Annotated in this window: 15 protein-coding genes; 7 read left to right on the top strand and 8 right to left on the bottom strand. The window is 70.7% G+C overall.

Features of this window, described 5'->3' with window-relative positions; all coding sequences use genetic code 11:
• Positions 1-174: 174 nt before the first annotated feature.
• Positions 175-735 carry a GNAT family N-acetyltransferase gene (locus H343_RS0105785; RefSeq protein WP_028430373.1) on the bottom strand — a complete coding sequence of 187 codons (561 nt, stop codon included), beginning with the start codon at positions 733-735 and terminating at the stop codon, positions 175-177.
• A 156-nt stretch (positions 736-891) separates the two neighbouring features.
• Here H343_RS0105785 and H343_RS33495 point away from each other — a divergent pair, with 156 nt between their 5' ends.
• Complete coding sequence (locus H343_RS33495; RefSeq protein ID WP_051264634.1) at positions 892-1,860, top strand: helix-turn-helix domain-containing protein; 969 nt, start codon at positions 892-894, stop codon at positions 1,858-1,860.
• A 135-nt stretch (positions 1,861-1,995) separates the two neighbouring features.
• On the opposite strand, the gene H343_RS33915 is transcribed toward H343_RS33495, so the two are convergent.
• The 4 genes from H343_RS33915 to H343_RS0105760 all read right to left on the bottom strand — a co-directional run bounded on the left by H343_RS33915 (position 1,996) and on the right by H343_RS0105760 (position 4,734).
• On the bottom strand, positions 1,996-2,223 hold the full coding sequence (locus tag H343_RS33915) for a hypothetical protein (RefSeq protein WP_028430372.1): 228 nt from the start codon (positions 2,221-2,223) through the stop codon (positions 1,996-1,998).
• Between the two features lie 153 nt (positions 2,224-2,376).
• Positions 2,377-3,345: an ABC transporter permease gene (locus tag H343_RS0105770; protein WP_051264633.1), complete on the bottom strand. Its 969-nt coding sequence runs from the start codon at positions 3,343-3,345 to the stop codon at positions 2,377-2,379.
• Entirely contained in the window at positions 3,342-4,352 is a 1,011-nt protein-coding gene (locus H343_RS0105765) for an ABC transporter ATP-binding protein (RefSeq protein ID WP_028430370.1), read from the bottom strand. Before H343_RS0105765 ends, H343_RS0105770 begins: the two co-directional genes overlap by 4 nt.
• Positions 4,345-4,734 carry a GntR family transcriptional regulator gene (locus tag H343_RS0105760; RefSeq protein ID WP_028430369.1) on the bottom strand — a complete coding sequence of 130 codons (390 nt, stop codon included), beginning with the start codon at positions 4,732-4,734 and terminating at the stop codon, positions 4,345-4,347. The genes H343_RS0105765 and H343_RS0105760 overlap by 8 nt, the downstream gene beginning before the upstream one ends.
• Positions 4,735-4,966: 232 nt before the next feature.
• On the opposite strand from H343_RS0105760, the gene H343_RS29055 reads away from it, so the two are divergent.
• The 3 genes from H343_RS29055 to H343_RS0105745 all read left to right on the top strand — a co-directional run bounded on the left by H343_RS29055 (position 4,967) and on the right by H343_RS0105745 (position 7,688).
• A complete protein-coding gene (locus H343_RS29055) occupies positions 4,967-5,407 on the top strand; it encodes a hypothetical protein (RefSeq protein ID WP_051264632.1) in 441 nt (146 codons plus the stop codon).
• A 9-nt stretch (positions 5,408-5,416) separates the two neighbouring features.
• A complete protein-coding gene (locus tag H343_RS0105750) occupies positions 5,417-7,084 on the top strand; it encodes an alpha/beta hydrolase (RefSeq protein WP_028430368.1) in 1,668 nt (555 codons plus the stop codon).
• A 121-nt stretch (positions 7,085-7,205) separates the two neighbouring features.
• Complete coding sequence (locus tag H343_RS0105745) at positions 7,206-7,688, top strand: hypothetical protein (RefSeq protein ID WP_158679512.1); 483 nt, start codon at positions 7,206-7,208, stop codon at positions 7,686-7,688.
• A gap of 30 nt (positions 7,689-7,718) precedes the next feature.
• Here H343_RS0105745 and H343_RS0105740 read toward each other — a convergent pair whose 3' ends face one another.
• Positions 7,719-8,438 carry a hypothetical protein gene (locus H343_RS0105740; RefSeq protein WP_028430366.1) on the bottom strand — a complete coding sequence of 240 codons (720 nt, stop codon included), beginning with the start codon at positions 8,436-8,438 and terminating at the stop codon, positions 7,719-7,721.
• A gap of 569 nt (positions 8,439-9,007) precedes the next feature.
• On the opposite strand from H343_RS0105740, the gene H343_RS35805 reads away from it, so the two are divergent.
• Complete coding sequence (locus tag H343_RS35805) at positions 9,008-9,238, top strand: BBE domain-containing protein (protein WP_486586824.1); 231 nt, start codon at positions 9,008-9,010, stop codon at positions 9,236-9,238.
• A 35-nt stretch (positions 9,239-9,273) separates the two neighbouring features.
• Here the strand turns inward: H343_RS35805 and H343_RS0105735 are convergent, their stop codons facing one another.
• On the bottom strand, positions 9,274-10,527 hold the full coding sequence (locus H343_RS0105735; protein ID WP_037902653.1) for a C15 family peptidase: 1,254 nt from the start codon (positions 10,525-10,527) through the stop codon (positions 9,274-9,276).
• A 379-nt stretch (positions 10,528-10,906) separates the two neighbouring features.
• Here H343_RS0105735 and H343_RS0105730 point away from each other — a divergent pair, with 379 nt between their 5' ends.
• Both H343_RS0105730 and H343_RS0105725 read left to right on the top strand, forming a co-directional pair.
• Positions 10,907-11,977, top strand: a complete 1,071-nt coding sequence (locus H343_RS0105730) for a DUF4349 domain-containing protein (RefSeq protein WP_028430364.1) — start codon at positions 10,907-10,909, stop codon at positions 11,975-11,977.
• Between the two features lie 188 nt (positions 11,978-12,165).
• Positions 12,166-13,011: an alpha/beta fold hydrolase gene (locus H343_RS0105725; RefSeq protein WP_028430363.1), complete on the top strand. Its 846-nt coding sequence runs from the start codon at positions 12,166-12,168 to the stop codon at positions 13,009-13,011.
• Positions 13,012-13,155: 144 nt separating this feature from the next.
• Here H343_RS0105725 and H343_RS0105720 read toward each other — a convergent pair whose 3' ends face one another.
• Positions 13,156-14,676 carry an AMP-binding protein gene (locus tag H343_RS0105720; RefSeq protein ID WP_486586800.1) on the bottom strand — a complete coding sequence of 507 codons (1,521 nt, stop codon included), beginning with the start codon at positions 14,674-14,676 and terminating at the stop codon, positions 13,156-13,158.
• Between the last annotated feature and the right edge of the window lie 6 nt (positions 14,677-14,682).

The following is a 14,682-nucleotide window of genomic DNA, read 5'->3' as shown; positions in this document are numbered from 1 at the left end:
CCTGCACCCAGACGGAGCCGGACGAGGCCGCCTCCGACCCCCTGGGACCTGGAACCGGTGGAGCGACGGCGTGGTCGCCGGCACGGGAAACGGCGTGACGGTCGTGCTGCTGCGGGTCGGCGGGGGCTGAGCGCTCGCGGCCCCTGCTTCCCGCCCCGCTCCACCGGCTCCGCTCTACGGAACCTGTCCACCCGTCCGCCACTCCGGAGCGAGCACCGACCAGACCTCCATGTCGTGCCGCTCTCCCCGGTAGTGCCAACTCTCCCGCAGCACGCCGTCCTTGGTCATCCCCAGCCGCCGTGCCACGGCGATGCTGGGCTCGTTGGCCGACGAGACGCGCCACTCCACGCGGTGGATGCCGCGTTCCCCGACGGCCCAGTCGATGATCACACCCACGGCCCTGGTCACCAGTCCCCGGCCCACCGCCGCGGGCTCCAGCCAGCAGCCCGCCTCGGCATTGCCGCCGGCGACGTCCATCGTCCGGAAGAGCACTCCGCCGACCAGTTGGCCGCCCGTCCAGATGCCGGAGATCCGTCCGGTGTCGGAGGCGGCCTTGTCGGCGTACGACTGGAGGAACGAGCGGCTCGACTCCAGGTCCGTGACGACGTCCGGCAGTCCGTTGCGCCGGGCGATGAACTCGCGTCCGCGATCCATGTGGGCCAGGAACTCCTCGGCCCGCCACGGTTCGAGCGGACGCAGCTGAGCACCGTCCTCACCCAGGGATATCGCGTACATCGCCGTCCTTCACCGTCGAAACCAGCACGCACTGTGACCGGATCCTCCCACGCTGCTGCGGCCGGACGGGCGCACCCATGGGGGCGAACCGGGAGGAGTACGGTCGAAAGGGAGGCCTGTTGCAGGTCTGCCCAGTTCTCTCGGGCGGAGGCGATCATGTCCGTGGAAGTCGAGCGGCTGCCGGTGAAGCGGTCGGAGTTCAGCACCTCGGACCCGGGCGCCGCGGAAGTTCTCAGCGCGGAGATGTACGGCGCGTTCCGGCCCAGGTACGGCCCCACCGAGGGGTTCGTCTTCGACGGCCGCCGTATCAGCGCCGGAGGTATGAGCCTCGATCACCTCGCACATTCGAGCATGAGCATCGAGTGCGCCCCGCTGGACTACCTGATGTTCGTCTTCGTCACAGGTGGCACTCTCAACATCACAGCAGGTGACCTGGACAGCAGGCTCCGCGTCGGCGACACCGCAGTGTGCCCGGCCGGAGTGCCCCTCACGATCAGCTGGGACCGGCTCAGCAAGGAAGTCATCTCGGTGCCGAAACAGGCCGCCGAGCAGGCCGCCGCGGAGTACGGCGGCAGCGGCGAACTCGACTTCGTCGGCACGGAGCCCGTCTCCCCCGCGATGGACCGGTTCTGGCGCTCCACGGTCGGCTTCGTCGCCCACCAGATGGAGACCCCGGACAGCCCACTGACGGAGCCGCTGGTCTACTCGCAGACGCTCAACCTGCTCGGAGCGGCCGCGGTGAGGACCTTCCCGAACACCACCATGACGGCCGACTACCAGCCCGGCCCAGGTCAGGTCGCCCCGGCCGCGCTGCGCCGCGCCGTGGCGTTCATCGACGCCAACGCCGAGCGCCCCCTCACCCTGACCGACATCGCGGTTGCCGTGTCGGCGCCGGCGAGCGCGCTGCAGCACAGCTTCATCCGCGAGTACGGCACCAGCCCGCTCGGCTACCTGCACCGCGTCCGACTGGAGCGTGCCCGCCGCGACCTCCAGGCCGCCGACCCCGCCGCGGGCGCCACGGTGCACTCGGTCGCCACGCGCTGGGGCTTCCCCAACACCACGAAGTTCTCCGCGACTTACCACGACGTGTACGGGCAGCCGCCCAGCCACACGCTGCTGTCGTGAGCAGTACGCCCCTTCCGGGCGCACTCACTTCGGCTCCGTCCGCGAAGGGCGCGGAGCAGGTCCGTGCTTCCCCGGTCCGGCCCCTTCCGGGGAAGAGCATCCGTGCCGCCGCGGAAGCAGGGCCGCGGCGTCGTCTCACGCCTCTTTGAGGCCGATGTTCCCGTTGTCCAGGAACATCTCGACACGGCCGCACTCCATGCAGACGAAACCCCTCGCGGAGGCGTTGGCCCAGTCGAGGTTCATGAGGGACATGCCCGAGGTGTTGAGCTTGATCTCCCGCTCGGCGAAGACGTCGTTCTGGCACAACGGGCACTTCAACTGCCGCTGACCCACGTGGACATGTGCTGGGCGCTGCTTGGCCATGGTTCTCCTGAATACCGCTTTCCGACAGGGACACGGCGAACGCTACCGCCCTGCCGGGGCTCCGGTCCGGCACCTGCCCCCATCCCTCCCGCCGGTGGTCGGCGGCCGGCGGTCGGCGTCCCGGCCGTCACGGCCTCACGGCCTTCCCCGCCGTCACGGCAGGCGGCTCCGCAGCACCCAGAAGGCGGCCGTGGCGGCGAGTACGGCCATGGTGAGGACGAGGCCCGCCTCGACGAGCTGGACGGGCCAGAAGTGCGAGGGGGGATGGATCTCGACGATCTCGCGATAGGCGCCTCTCGTGGCCGATGACCCGCCGTCCGGCAACCGGCCCGCGAATTCCGGCACTTCGTACCGGAACTCCTCAGCGTCGGCGGGTATCCGGCCCTGCCAGTCCCAGCGGACCCTCGGCCACAGCTCGAAACGGAGGACGTCGCCGAGCAGCCGTACAAGCAGGGTGAGGCCGAAGGCGGCGCCCAGAGCCGGCAGCGCTCTCCCTGTCAGCACTGCGGCCAGCGTCCCGACGGCGAGCCCGAAGAGCGCGTGGGCGAGCACGGTCGGCCCCATGGCGTTGAAGGCTTCGGACGCGTACCAGGGTTCGAGTATCTGCCTCTCGCCCGAGAGCCACATCTGACGGAAGGCGACCGTCATCGCCGTCAGGCCGACCGTGATCAGCAGTGCTGTGACGCCGAGCTTGACGGCCAGCCAGCGCAGAGGGCTGACCGACTGCGTCCATACGAGGTCGACCGTGCCCGCTTCGAACTCGCGCCCGATCAGGACGCCTCCGGCGTAGGCCGCGACGGCGAAGGGAACGCCCGCGACGAAGAAGGCCGTCAGGTCGACGAGACCGGTGTAGTCCCAGCCCGGGACGAGGAAGTGGGGCTGCTCGAAGCATTTCTCCCTCGGAGGTACTGCCGCACAGGGGCCAAGGGTCTCGCGGACGTCCCGTCCGGCGGAGTGGAGCCGGACCGTCAAGGCCACGGTGAGGACCACGAAAGCGGTCCACACCCACAGCGCGGCACGGTGCAGACGCAGCACGGCCCACAGCGTGCCGCGGGGCCTGAAGCGCCCGGCCGGCTCATGCGGGGCGTCGTCGCGCGAGGCGACGTCCGGGACGGTCGTCATGCGGCCACCTCCTGGTGGTCGCCGGGAGCGGCATCGGCCAGCAGCAGGTCCGGCACCTCCGGGTTCCGGAGATAGGCGAGAAGCAGCTCCTCGAGTGAGGGCTCCTCCACCGCGCATCCGGACCCGGCGTCCGGCTCGGTGTCCGACTCCGCGTCCTGCCCCTGCTCGGGCTCGGTGCCCGGGTCCTCCGCACCGTCCACGGGGGCGGGTTCGCCGTCCGTACGGACCAGTGCCGTACGGCCGCGCCCCGCCTCGTACTCCTCGACGACGGTCCGCGTGCCGAAGTCCCCCCGCAGTCCCGTGAGGAGCCGGTGGGCGTCGAGCAGGTCGTCGCAGTCGCCGCCCAGCCGTATCCGGCCGGAACCGAGCAGCAGCAGGAAGTCGCAGACATCCTCCAGCTCCGCGACGATGTGCGAGGAGAGCACGATGGTGGTGCCGTGCTCGGCCGCCTCGGCCATCAGCGCCCCCGTCAGTTCGTGGCGTGCGAGCGGGTCGATGTCGGCCATCGGCTCGTCCAGCAGGAGCAGTTCGGGCCGCTTGCCGAAGGCGAGGGCGAGGGAGACCCGGGTGCGCAGGCCGCCCGAGAGCGTCCGCACCTTCGTGCGCGGGCCGAGCCCGCCTCCGTAGGCGACGCGCTCGGCGGCGTCCTGGTCCCAGCGTCCGGGGTTGAGCTCGGCGGCGAGACGCAGCGTCGCCCCGACGGTCAACTGCGGGTAGAGCGGCTTGTGCTGGGCGACGTAGGCGACGCGTGCGCGTGCCGCTGCCGGGGTCGTCCCCAGCAGCCGTACGGTCCCTTCGGTCGGCCGTATCAGCCCGGCCGAAATGGCCAGGAGGGTGGACTTGCCCGCCCCGTTCGGGCCGACGAGTCCGCAGATCCGGCCCGCGGGGAGTCTGAACGAGCAGTCCCGCAGTACGTGTTCGCGGCTGCGCGCGTATCCCATCCCCAGGCCCACCGCTTCGAGGGCGGCTGTGTCCCCGCTTGCGTCGGCGTCTTCGGCCTCAGTCATCGATCCCCCTCGGGAACTCCAGGTCCAGTGCGGAAGTGAACAGCGCCGTCACGACCTCGCGGCCGAGTCCGGCCTCGTGGGCCCGCCGCAGCCAGTCGGCCAGTTCGGTGCCGAGCGGTGAGCCGGCGGACGCGCCGTCCAGCGATCTCCGCACGAAAGTGCCGAGGCCGCGGTGTGCCTCGACGAGCCCTTCGCGCTCCAGTTCGCGGTACGCCTTCAGCACGGTGTTCGGATTGACGGCGGTCGTCTCTACGACCTCGCGTGCGGTGGGCAGCCGGTCGCCCGGCTCCAGCAGGCCGAGCCGCAGCGCCTGCCTGGTCTGCTGCACGATCTGGAGGTACGTGGCGACACCGCTGCGCCGGTCGATCCGGAACGTGAGCACTCACCCCCACCACCCTTTCACCAATCAAGTAGTGAAAGGGTGGTGGGGAGCGGTTCCGGTGTCAACCTCCTTCGAAGGCACACCAGTTCAGGCCCCGCCCCGCCGGCTGTGCTGCCGGTGGGGCGCCTGCCCGCATCGCCCCTGTGCCGCATCGCGACGCGCTGTTAGGTTGTCTGCCTGATCCGGTACTCGTGAGGGTGGAGAACCGGCCTTCAGCGCGACGGGGGAGAGCGTGTCATTCGAAGAGGAGTGGGCGGGGCTCAAGGCGGAGGGCTCGGCGCGGCTGCAGCTCGCCGGCGCGGGTGACGATCCGGGCTGGGCCACGGGTGACGGCGGCGGCGACCTGAAAACGGGCAAGTCGCCCTGGACCAAGGCGTCGGGGGGCGTGGACGAGGTACGCGGCACCCTGACCGGCGCGCTGGGTACCCTGGCCGACAAGCAGGAGGGCGCACGCCCCGGCGACGCGGGAGTGGACGGCTTCACCAGCACAGCGGCCCAGCACAGCGTCCACAGTTCCTGGAAGACGCGGCTCGATCTGGTCTCACGGGAGTGCGGGGAGCTGAGCGGCAAGCTGACGAAGGCCGGCAACGACCACTACAAGAACGACCAGGCCATCGGTGACGCCTTCCGCGAGACGCGGACCGAGCCGGTCGAACCGCCTGCGGGAGGCTGACCGGCCTTGGTGACCTACGCCCAGCTCAAGGACGTACAGCCCGCGCAGTTCGACGGAGCGGCCGACGGCTGGCAGAAGGTGTCCGGCGCAGCCGGCGCTGCGATGGACAGGGTGAACAACGAGATCGCCGCGAAGCTGCGCGATTCGCTGAGCGGCGAGGCCGCCGACGCGGCTCTGTCGAGGCTGAAGAGGCTGGCCGACAACTTTCAGTACACCCGCGACCAGACCAACATGGTCCGCTCCGCGCTGTCCGACCTCGCCACGGAACTGCGGGCGGCCAAACGGAAGCTCGACGACGCGGTCACCGACGCGCAGACCGCCGGCTTCTCCGTGGAGGGCGACGGTTCGGTGAAGTGGACCGACGCGGACCCCGCCCAGGGGGAGTCGAAGAAGACCGAGGCCCGCGGGTACGCCGACCGCATCAGCGACGCCGTGCGGGACGCCACCACGGCGGACGCCACCTGCACCGGTCTGCTGAACCGGCTGAAGGCCCGCAACGACCTCACCGTCACCGACGCCGACTGGGCCGACGCGGCCCGGGACCGCGCCGCCGCTCGCGAGGCACTCGGTGACGACGTGCGCAGCGAGGACATCCCCGAGGGCAAGTCACCCGAGGAGAACGCCCAGTGGTGGCGCGGCCTGTCCGCCGAGGAGAAGGCCGACTTCCTCGCGGTCCACCCCGGCGCCGTCGGCGCGCTGGACGGCCTGCCCTCGGATGTGCGGGACGACGCGAACCGCAGCGTGCTGGCGGAGACCGAGGGGGCGTACCGCACGGAGCTCGACGACTATCCGGACGAGCCGCCCAAGTACGTCCCCGGGCCGTCCCGGCAGATCTCCGACGAGTGGCAGGAGTGGCACGACCGCAAGGAGCACCTGGAGTCCTCCCTGGACGACATGGGCCTCATACAGGACCGCTTCGACCAGACTGGTGAGGAGGGTCTTCCGGAGGCGTACCTCCTCGGGTTCAGCACCGAGGGCGACGGCCGCGCCATCGTCGCCAACGGAAACCCCGACTCCGCGCACCACACCGCGGTCTACGTACCCGGAACGGGGTCGGACGTCGACGGGTTCGGCAGCAACATGCGCCGGGGCACCGACATCTGGCGGGAGAGTCAGGCGCTGGTGCCCGGCCAGGAGGTCTCCAGCATCAGCTGGATCGGCTATGACGCACCCGACGATGTCGTCAAGGACGCGCCCTTCGGCCACTACGCGGACGATGCCGGGCCCGACCTGAACCGCTTCATGGACGGCATCGACGTGGCGCACGACCCCGGCCGCGACAGCCACACCACCGTGACCGCGCACAGCTACGGCACGACCGTGGTCGGCTCCGCCGCCCGGCAGGGCGATCTGAACGCGGACGACGTGGTGTTCGCGGGCAGCCCCGGGGTCCAGGTCGGCCGGGCCTCGGACATGGACGTGCCCGACGGACACGTGTGGAACCAGGAGGCCGACGGCGACCACGTGCCCGACCTCGGGAGACTGGGGCACGGGCACCGGGAGTGGCACTGGGACTCCGGGTTCGACTGGGTCATCCCCAGTGACGACCGCTTCGGGGCCAACCAGATGTCGACGGACACGGAGGGGCACAGTGGTTACTGGGATCCGGGGTCGGAGAGCAGCCTCAACCAGGCGCGCGTCATCACCGGACTCCACGAGGAGGTGCAGCGCGAGTGAGGGGGCTACCCGGGAGCGCCGGGGGCGTCCCCCGCGCGTGCGGCGGGCGCTGCCCGCCGTAGTGGCTCTGCTGGCCGTGGTCTGCGGGACCACACTGACGGGATGTGCCGAGGGAGGAAACGTGCAGGAGGACCCCGGCGAGAAGAAGCCGCGCACACGCGAGGAGGAGGCCGCCCGGGAGGACGCCAAAACGGTCTCCAGCCAGATCCTCAACGTGATCGACCTGAACGGCAAGGTGACCGAGCCCGGTCCGGGCATCGCGACGTGCGGCCCGGAGAACTCCGACACCCGTTTCAAGGTCAAGCACCCCTGGTCGGTGTACGACGTGCCCGAGGAGGACATGGAGGCGGCGATGGAGCGCCTGAAGAAGGACCTGCCGGAGCGCGGCTGGAAGATCGTCAGCTACGGACCGAACCGCAGCCCGGCACGCAGCCTCCAGCTCATCGCCGACTACAAGCACGGCCACAAGCAGTTCTCAGTCAACATCACCTTCCTCGACAAGCGGGACAAGGACGGTGACAGCGGGCACAAGTCGTTGATCAACGTCAACCTGGTCTCCGCCTGCTTCGAGGTCCCCGAGGGGCAGAAGGTCAAGGGCTTCTGAGCGGGCTCCGCGTGTGCGGAAGGGCCCCGGTCACGCCGGCGGGTCGCACCTGCGGGGAAGCGTGACATCTCCGGGCTTGTGCTCGAACGTATCCATCACGGCCCACTCGTCCAGCTCCGGATCGTAGAGATTCTGGAAGCCGAACTGCAGTACCTGCCAGAACGTACCGCGGTCGCGCCGGTCGACGTAGATGTCGCCGAGCGCGATGGGGAACCGCAGGTGGTTCCCGGGGGGAAGCTCCGGCAGGACGACACCGACCCGCCAGTGGTTCACACGCCGCGGCGGGTTCCGCTCCAGGGTCTCCCGGCCGACGAACCGCGAGTCCTCGAGCTTCTCGTTGAGCTTGCGCAGATTGAAGCCCGGGATGCGGGAACACGGATGTTCGTCCAGCCCGGGCCACTTGTAGGTCAGTGTGTAGAGCGTGCCGCGGTAGATCAGGTTGGTGAACCAGATCGGGTACTGCGGGCCGCCCGCGGTCATCTGGCTGTCGCCGTTCTTCCCGTGCCAGGTGAAGGGGACCGTGATGCCCAGATCACGGACGATCCACTTGCCCTTGCCCCGGAAGTTCCGCGGGAGTTGCGGGGGCTTCGGCGTCTTCGGGTCGGCCTGCTCGGCGGCCCCGGCCTCGGACGAGGGTGTGGTCCCGCTCCGCGTCTCGGCCCCGGCCGAGGGCAGGGCCGCCGGGAGGGTCGCGATGACTCCGGCGAGAGCGACCGACGCGGCCGCCAGTCGTGTGCGTGTCCAGTCCATGGTCTCCCTCGCCTGTCGCGTCACGCGCCGTCGTGGGCACGGGGTTCGAATCCGCAGCGATGCTCAGCAGCGGGTAAAGCATCACAATCAGGACACTTCATATCAGATTAATATGAGGAATCTATGGAAGGCGGGCCGCCCGTCCCGCCTTCCGGCCCCGGCCCTCTCCCCGGTCCCCTCCCCCGTACGGCGGACGGCCTGCTCACGACGTGCGAGGCCCCGACGCCGTCAGTCACCACGGGCCCCCCGGGGCGCCGTTGAGCCGCGAGTATCCGGGGCGGCATACGCGGCATACATGGTGTCCCGTGCATGGCCGTTACCGGTCCGGGTGAAGCCGTGGCCCCAGGCGTTCGGCGGCGCGGTCAAGTCGAGCGCTCCCCGCGGCGGTACGGCGTTCCGCACCGCGAAGCGCTCTTCTACTCGGAGTCCGGCACCGGCTGGGGGACTCAGCGGACAGCCCGACAGCGGCGACGCGATCACCCCCAGGGGCCCAGGCATGGATCGCCGAGTTCAGCCAGGCGCTGCGGCCGTACGTGAACGGCGCGTACGTCAACGTGCCGAACATCGGAATGGACCAGTGGGAGACCGCCTACTGGGGATCCAACTTCGACCGGCTGCGCCGGATCAAGGAGAAGTACGACCCCTCAACGTCTTCCAGCACGAGCAGAGCAGCCCGCCCGCGTCGGCCTGACCGGCGCCCGCGGGTCGCGTCCCGGTCCCGGGCCCGGGACCGGACCCAGGCTCGGGTTCCGGCCCCCGGGCTGCGGCGGGGCAGTCCCGCCGCCACGCCGCACCGCTGACGTGCCGCACCGTTGCCCGCCGCGGCGGAACGGTGCTACTGCCCGGCAGCCACCCGGATGATCGAACGGACCTGATCGATGATGTCCCGGCGGTTCTGGAGGAACTCCGGGTCGGTGACCGTGCCTGTCTCCGGGTCGGTGTTGCCCGCGCCGAACTCGAGGACCGGGGTGTGCACATGGCCGCCCGGGACGTCCAGACCGAGCCGGTCGCGCAGCAGCGTCGCACGGTAGGCGATCTCGTTGGACAGGTAGTCCCCGCCGCCTCCCGCACGCGCGGTGGAGCCCTCGGTCGGCCCGTCCGGCCGTGTCACGGGCTCGCTCCCGCCCGCCGGGATCTCGACCACCTCCGTGTTGTCCTCCACCGGGAAGCGGCCCGTCGGGGCGGACACGATGCGCTGGTAGGGAAGCGTGGTGGCCGTCCACTGAGGCTGCGTACCGGGGTGGGGCACCGGGACGGTCCCGGAGGCCGAGACGTTGTCGTTGTCGGGGAACGTCCCCCGCCAGGCGCCGTTGTGGCGCTCGATGTCGAACCGGCCGGGACGGCCCTGGCTGACGGTGGTGAACAGGTCCACCTCCGGCAGGTGCGGCCGCAGCGCCCTCTCGACCGTTCCGCGGGTGAAGTCCGCCCAGCGCACAGGGAACATGGCCGTCTCGATCCGCACCCTGCCCGCCTTGGTGCGCACCACCGTGCCGTCCAGCGCCAGCGCACTCGCCCCGGACGGATTGCTGATCCGGATGTCCTCGTCCAGCGTGAACGGGTCGAAGCCGGTGACCAGCACCCGCTTCAGGCCCCTGTCCTTGCCCGCCGGGAAGTCGATGGCGTCCTGACCGCGCGAGCCGAGCTCCAGCCGGTCGAGCAGCGCCGTGCGCTGGGCGTCGGAGAGTTCGAAGCCGGAGCGCCACTGCCGCAGTGCCCCCGTCATCCCCAGCCGCGCCCAGTACAGGGGGCGGTCGTCCGCGCGGCTCAGCTCCCCGGCCGCCGGGCCGCGCCCCTGCGCCCGCTCCACCGCGCGCTGCCACAGCCGCTGCCCGTGCCGCACCACCACTTCCTGCGCCTGACGGTAGGAGTTCGCGCCGCACAGAGCCCGGGTGAAACCCGTGGCCACCGAGTCGAAGCCGGAACGCCGCAGAATCTCCTGGGGTACGGGCTGGGCCAGGCGCTGCTCCTCCACGGTCAGGGGCACCGAGGGATCGCTGCACCCGGCGGGCTGCCCGGCCAGCGCAGGCGTCACGGGCAAGGCCACGCTCACAACGACTACCGCGGCAAGCTGTACGCGCAGTCCGCGCATCCGGATCTCCTCGTTCGGCATTGTCAACCGGGACAGGGGCGAGAGGTCGGTGGTGGGGCGGGTGGGAACGCGCGGCCGACCAACTCGAGTTGCGGTGCCGCGGCCAAGAAGGGATGTCGGCTGACCACTCTCCGGTATGCGAGAGCGGTCGAACACCCCCTGTCGCCGCATGCTTCAAGGTATCGGGCGCGGGCGCCGCAGGTTCGGCCGGTCCTCGGCGCCACCCTCCGGCGTCGAAGGTTGTACCGGGCAGCCGAACGGCTCCCGATCGAGTCCTGACTGTGACGCCATCGCGACGGGTGACCAGCAACCCGCCGACCGGGCAGTCCCGTCCAAACGGTGTCAACGGACAACCCGCGCACCGCCACAGGGGGACCTCATGAACGACCCGGCACCGCACGCGACGCGGAACCGTCGCAGTTCCGTCCGGCCTCCACACCGGTCGCTCGCACTGCTGACGGCGGGGGTGCTCGCTGCGGCACTGGCCGTCGCGGGCTGCAGCAGCGGCAGGGACTCCGGGACCGCGGCGAGCGAGCAGCAGCACGCGAGCCAGGCACCCGGGAGGAGCGAGACCGGCGCCGGCGGGGCGGCGGACAGCGCCGCGGGCTCGAAGGCCGATGACAGTCCGGGCGAGCAGGAGGACTCGGACCGGCGGAAGTCGCCGGAGATCGCAGCGGAACACGTCGTCCGTAAGGCCACGATCACCGTCCGGGTCGACGACGTCTCCTCCGCGCTCGACGACACCCGGAGCACGGTGGAGACCGCCGGCGGCCACGTCGGGGAGGAGACCACCGAAGCCGAGGGCAGGAGCCACGAGCGGTCGCAACTGGTGCTCCGGGTACCGCAGGAGAAGTACACGGAGGTCCTGGAGGAGCTGTCGGGCAGCGGAAAGCTCATCGAGCGGAAGGTGTCGGCCGACGACGTCTCAGACCAGGTGGTGGACGTCGAGAGCCGGATCGCCTCGCAGAAGGCGAGCGTCAAGCGGGTGCGGGACCTGATGGACAAGGCCACGGACCTCTCCGACATCGTCACTCTGGAGGGCGAACTGAGCACCCGCCAGGCGGAGCTGGAATCACTGCAGGCGCGGCAGGCGTCGCTGAAGGACCGCACGACCCTGGCCACGATCACGCTCGTGCTCTCGGAGACCGAGGTGGAGAAGGACAAGGACGAGGAGACGGGCTTCACCGACGCGCTGGACGGCGGCTGGGGGGCCTTCGTCACGACGATGCGCTGGATCGCGGTGGTCGTCGGGGCCGCGCTGCCGTTCCTGGCGGCACTGGTGGTGCTGCTGGTCGCCTGGCGGCTGGTACGGGGCCGGGTGCCGCAACGCCTGCGCCGCCCGGCGCGGTCCGCGGTGCGTCCGAGCGGAGCGGCGGTCGGCCGCTCACCGTCTCCGGCGGACGCTCCGGCGAGGGGGCCGGAGGCGCCGAAGACGCCGGAGAGCGACTGACCGAGCGGGCAGGCGGCTGCGCAGAGACCAACGGAACCGGCAGGAGAGTTGTCGACGGCTGAAGGGGACGACCCGTCCCACGGACGGGTGTTGTTGACGGACTCCGGAGGCACCGGACCTCTTGCCGGGCCGGCTTCGGTCACGCTCTTGACGAAGGATGCCGGTCAGCCGCAGAAGAGGAGACCAGGGTGAACTGGGGACTCGGCGAGGAATTCGAGACGCCTGAGGGGATGGTGCGGTGGAGGGTGCTGGGCAGCGGCGATCCGGTCGTACTGGTGCACGGCACCCCGTATTCCTCCTTTCTCTGGCGGGACATCGCTCCAGCGCTCGCCCGTACCCGCACGGTCTTCGTCTTCGACCATCTCGGCTTCGGCCAGTCGGACAAGCACGAGGGCCAGGACCTCGGTCTGGCGGCCCACGCGAGGAACTTCGCCCAGCTCCTCGACCACTGGGAGCTGGCCCGGCCCAGCGTCGTCGCCCACGACATCGGCGGGGCGGTGGCACTCCGGACGCTGCTGCTGGAGGAGAGGAGCTACCGGGACCTGACCCTCTTCGACGCGGTGGGCGGCGGTGACTGGGAGCGAGGGCTCTTCCAGCTCATCCTGGAGCACGCGGACGTCTTCCGGCAGCTCCCGGACTACGCGCACGAAGCGCTGGTCGCCGGCCATCTCCGGCACGCGACGCACGCCGGTTTCCGGCCGGAAGTCCTGGAGGCGTTCCTCGCTCCGTGGCGGGGAGCCGCGGGGCAGGCCGCGTTCTACCGTCAGTACAGCCAGATCAGGCAGGCGGACACCGCCGCTTACGAGCACCTGCTGGGCGGCATGTCGCTTCCGGTACGCCTCATCTGGGGACGCGAGGACCGCATCCTCCCCCCGAAGTACGCCGAATGGCTGCACGAGCGCATCCCCCACGCTGAGCTGCACTGGATCGAGGACGCGGGCCACCTCCTCCAGGAAGACGCACCGGTACAGCTGTCGGCCTTTCTCACAGCCGGGTTCCCCTCGGAGGGGCGAGGAGGGACGGCGGACCGCTGACCGCTGACCGCTGACCGCGGCCCTCGGCGGGGAGCGGGAGTGGTTCCCGGGTCGGGAACCACCAGACCGTCGGCGGGGGGAGAGTCCTGGGCGGAGCCGCCGAGGCGGAGCCGGCCGGGTGGGGGACCGGCCGGCTCCGGCCGGTCAGCCGGGTGCCCCGGCGTCGGTCGTCAGGCGCTCGGCTCGCAGCGCGGAGCGCCTGAGCTTGCCTGCCGCGCTGCGCAGCGGGGTGTCGACGAGCTCGACCGACCTGGGCCGCTTGTGGCGCGACAGCCTGGTGGCGAGGAAGGAGCTGATCTCCTCGGCCGTGGTCGCGCACCCCTGTTCGACCTGGACGATGGCGTGGATCCGGTTCCCACGGTCGGCGTCGGGCAGTCCGATGACCGCGCTGGACAGTACGTCGGGGTGCTCGGCGAGTGCGCTCTCGACCTCGGCGGGATAGACGTTGACACCGCCGACCAGCAGCATGTCCGAGCGGCGGTCGTGAAGATAGAGGTAACCGTCCGCGTCGAACTCACCGATGTCGCCGAGGGTCGACCACCCGTCGGTCTCTCTCAGCTCGGCGCCGACATAGCGGAAAGTGGGCGGGTTGCCCGGAGCGACGCGCATGAAGACCTCGCCGGCGATCCCGGACTCGGTGACGGGCGTGCCGTCGAGTGCCACGATCTTGATCTCACCCCAGGTCACGCGGCCCACCGAGCCGCGGTGGCGAAGCCACTCCGTGCCCGAGACGGTGCATCCGGCCTGGGCCTCGGTTCCGGCGTAGAGCTCCCAGATCCTCTCCGCGCCCAGCCAGTCGATCCACGCCTGTTTGATCGCGGGCGGGCAGGGTTCCGCGCAGTGCCACACCGACACCAGCGAGGAGAGGTCGTAGCTTCTGCGGGTCTGCTCGGGCAGCGCCAGGATGCGCCGCATCATGGTCGGCACCAGGTACACCCAGGTGATCGCGTGCCGCTCCACCTCGGCCAGCACCCGCTCGGCGTCGAACTTGCCCAGAAGAGTGACGGTGCCGCCGTTGAACAGGGTCGTCATGGCTGTCGAGAAGGGCGCGTTGTGGTGGACCGGCGCCGTGATCAGCGACTGCTCACCGCTTCTCAGCCCCCATGCTTCCGTGTCGAAGGCCTTGAACGTTCCCGGCGAGCCCGAAAGAATGATCTTCGGTCTGCCGGTGGACCCCCCTGAGGTCGGCGCCTTCCACGACGGAGCGATCTCCGTCGCGAGGCCGGCTCCCACACCCCCGAGCCGGCGCAGCTCCGCGACGGTGGTGGACCGGAACCGGCCCTCGCCCAGGAGCACACCGTCCTCGAGGCCGACGACGGCCGCGGGTTCGGACAGTTCGAGGATCGCCTGCTCCTCGGCGGGCGCGAGTGCGGTCGAGAGCGGCTGCGGGACGGCGCCGATCTTGAGACAGGCGAAGGCCGCCACCACGACGTCCAGGCCGTTCGGCAGCATCAGGGCGACGATGCGTCCCCGCTCGACGCCGGACAGCTTCAGGCCGTGCGCGGCGGAACTGCTCGCCCGGTACAGCTCTCCCCAGGTCAACTCCTCGCCCTCCGCGCGCACCGCGACGGCGTCCGGACGCTCCGCCGCATGCGCCTCGGGGATGTCACCGAGTGGGAAACCAACTCCGGGAGTGAACATGTGCGATCTCTCTTCGTCGTTCATGGAGGC

The sequence above is a fragment of the Streptomyces sp. TAA204 genome (assembly GCF_000424965.1).
This window is presented reverse-complemented; position numbering and strand designations above follow the sequence as displayed.

Excerpts from the sequence above, each read along its gene's own strand:
- H343_RS0105785 (WP_028430373.1), bottom strand. The coding sequence starts at position 735 with ATGTACGCGATATCCCTGGGTGAGGACGGTGCTCAGCTGCGTCCGCTC.
- H343_RS33495 (WP_051264634.1), top strand. The coding sequence starts at position 892 with ATGTCCGTGGAAGTCGAGCGGCTGCCGGTGAAGCGGTCGGAGTTCAGC.
- H343_RS35805 (WP_486586824.1), top strand. The coding sequence starts at position 9,008 with ATGGACCAGTGGGAGACCGCCTACTGGGGATCCAACTTCGACCGGCTG.
- H343_RS0105740 (WP_028430366.1), bottom strand. The coding sequence starts at position 8,438 with ATGGACTGGACACGCACACGACTGGCGGCCGCGTCGGTCGCTCTCGCC.
- H343_RS0105720 (WP_486586800.1), bottom strand. The coding sequence starts at position 14,676 with ATGAACGACGAAGAGAGATCGCACATGTTCACTCCCGGAGTTGGTTTC.
- H343_RS0105770 (WP_051264633.1), bottom strand. The coding sequence starts at position 3,345 with ATGACGACCGTCCCGGACGTCGCCTCGCGCGACGACGCCCCGCATGAG.
- H343_RS0105730 (WP_028430364.1), top strand. The coding sequence starts at position 10,907 with ATGAACGACCCGGCACCGCACGCGACGCGGAACCGTCGCAGTTCCGTC.
- H343_RS0105765 (WP_028430370.1), bottom strand. The coding sequence starts at position 4,352 with ATGACTGAGGCCGAAGACGCCGACGCAAGCGGGGACACAGCCGCCCTC.
- H343_RS0105735 (WP_037902653.1), bottom strand. The coding sequence starts at position 10,527 with ATGCGCGGACTGCGCGTACAGCTTGCCGCGGTAGTCGTTGTGAGCGTG.
- H343_RS33915 (WP_028430372.1), bottom strand. The coding sequence starts at position 2,223 with ATGGCCAAGCAGCGCCCAGCACATGTCCACGTGGGTCAGCGGCAGTTG.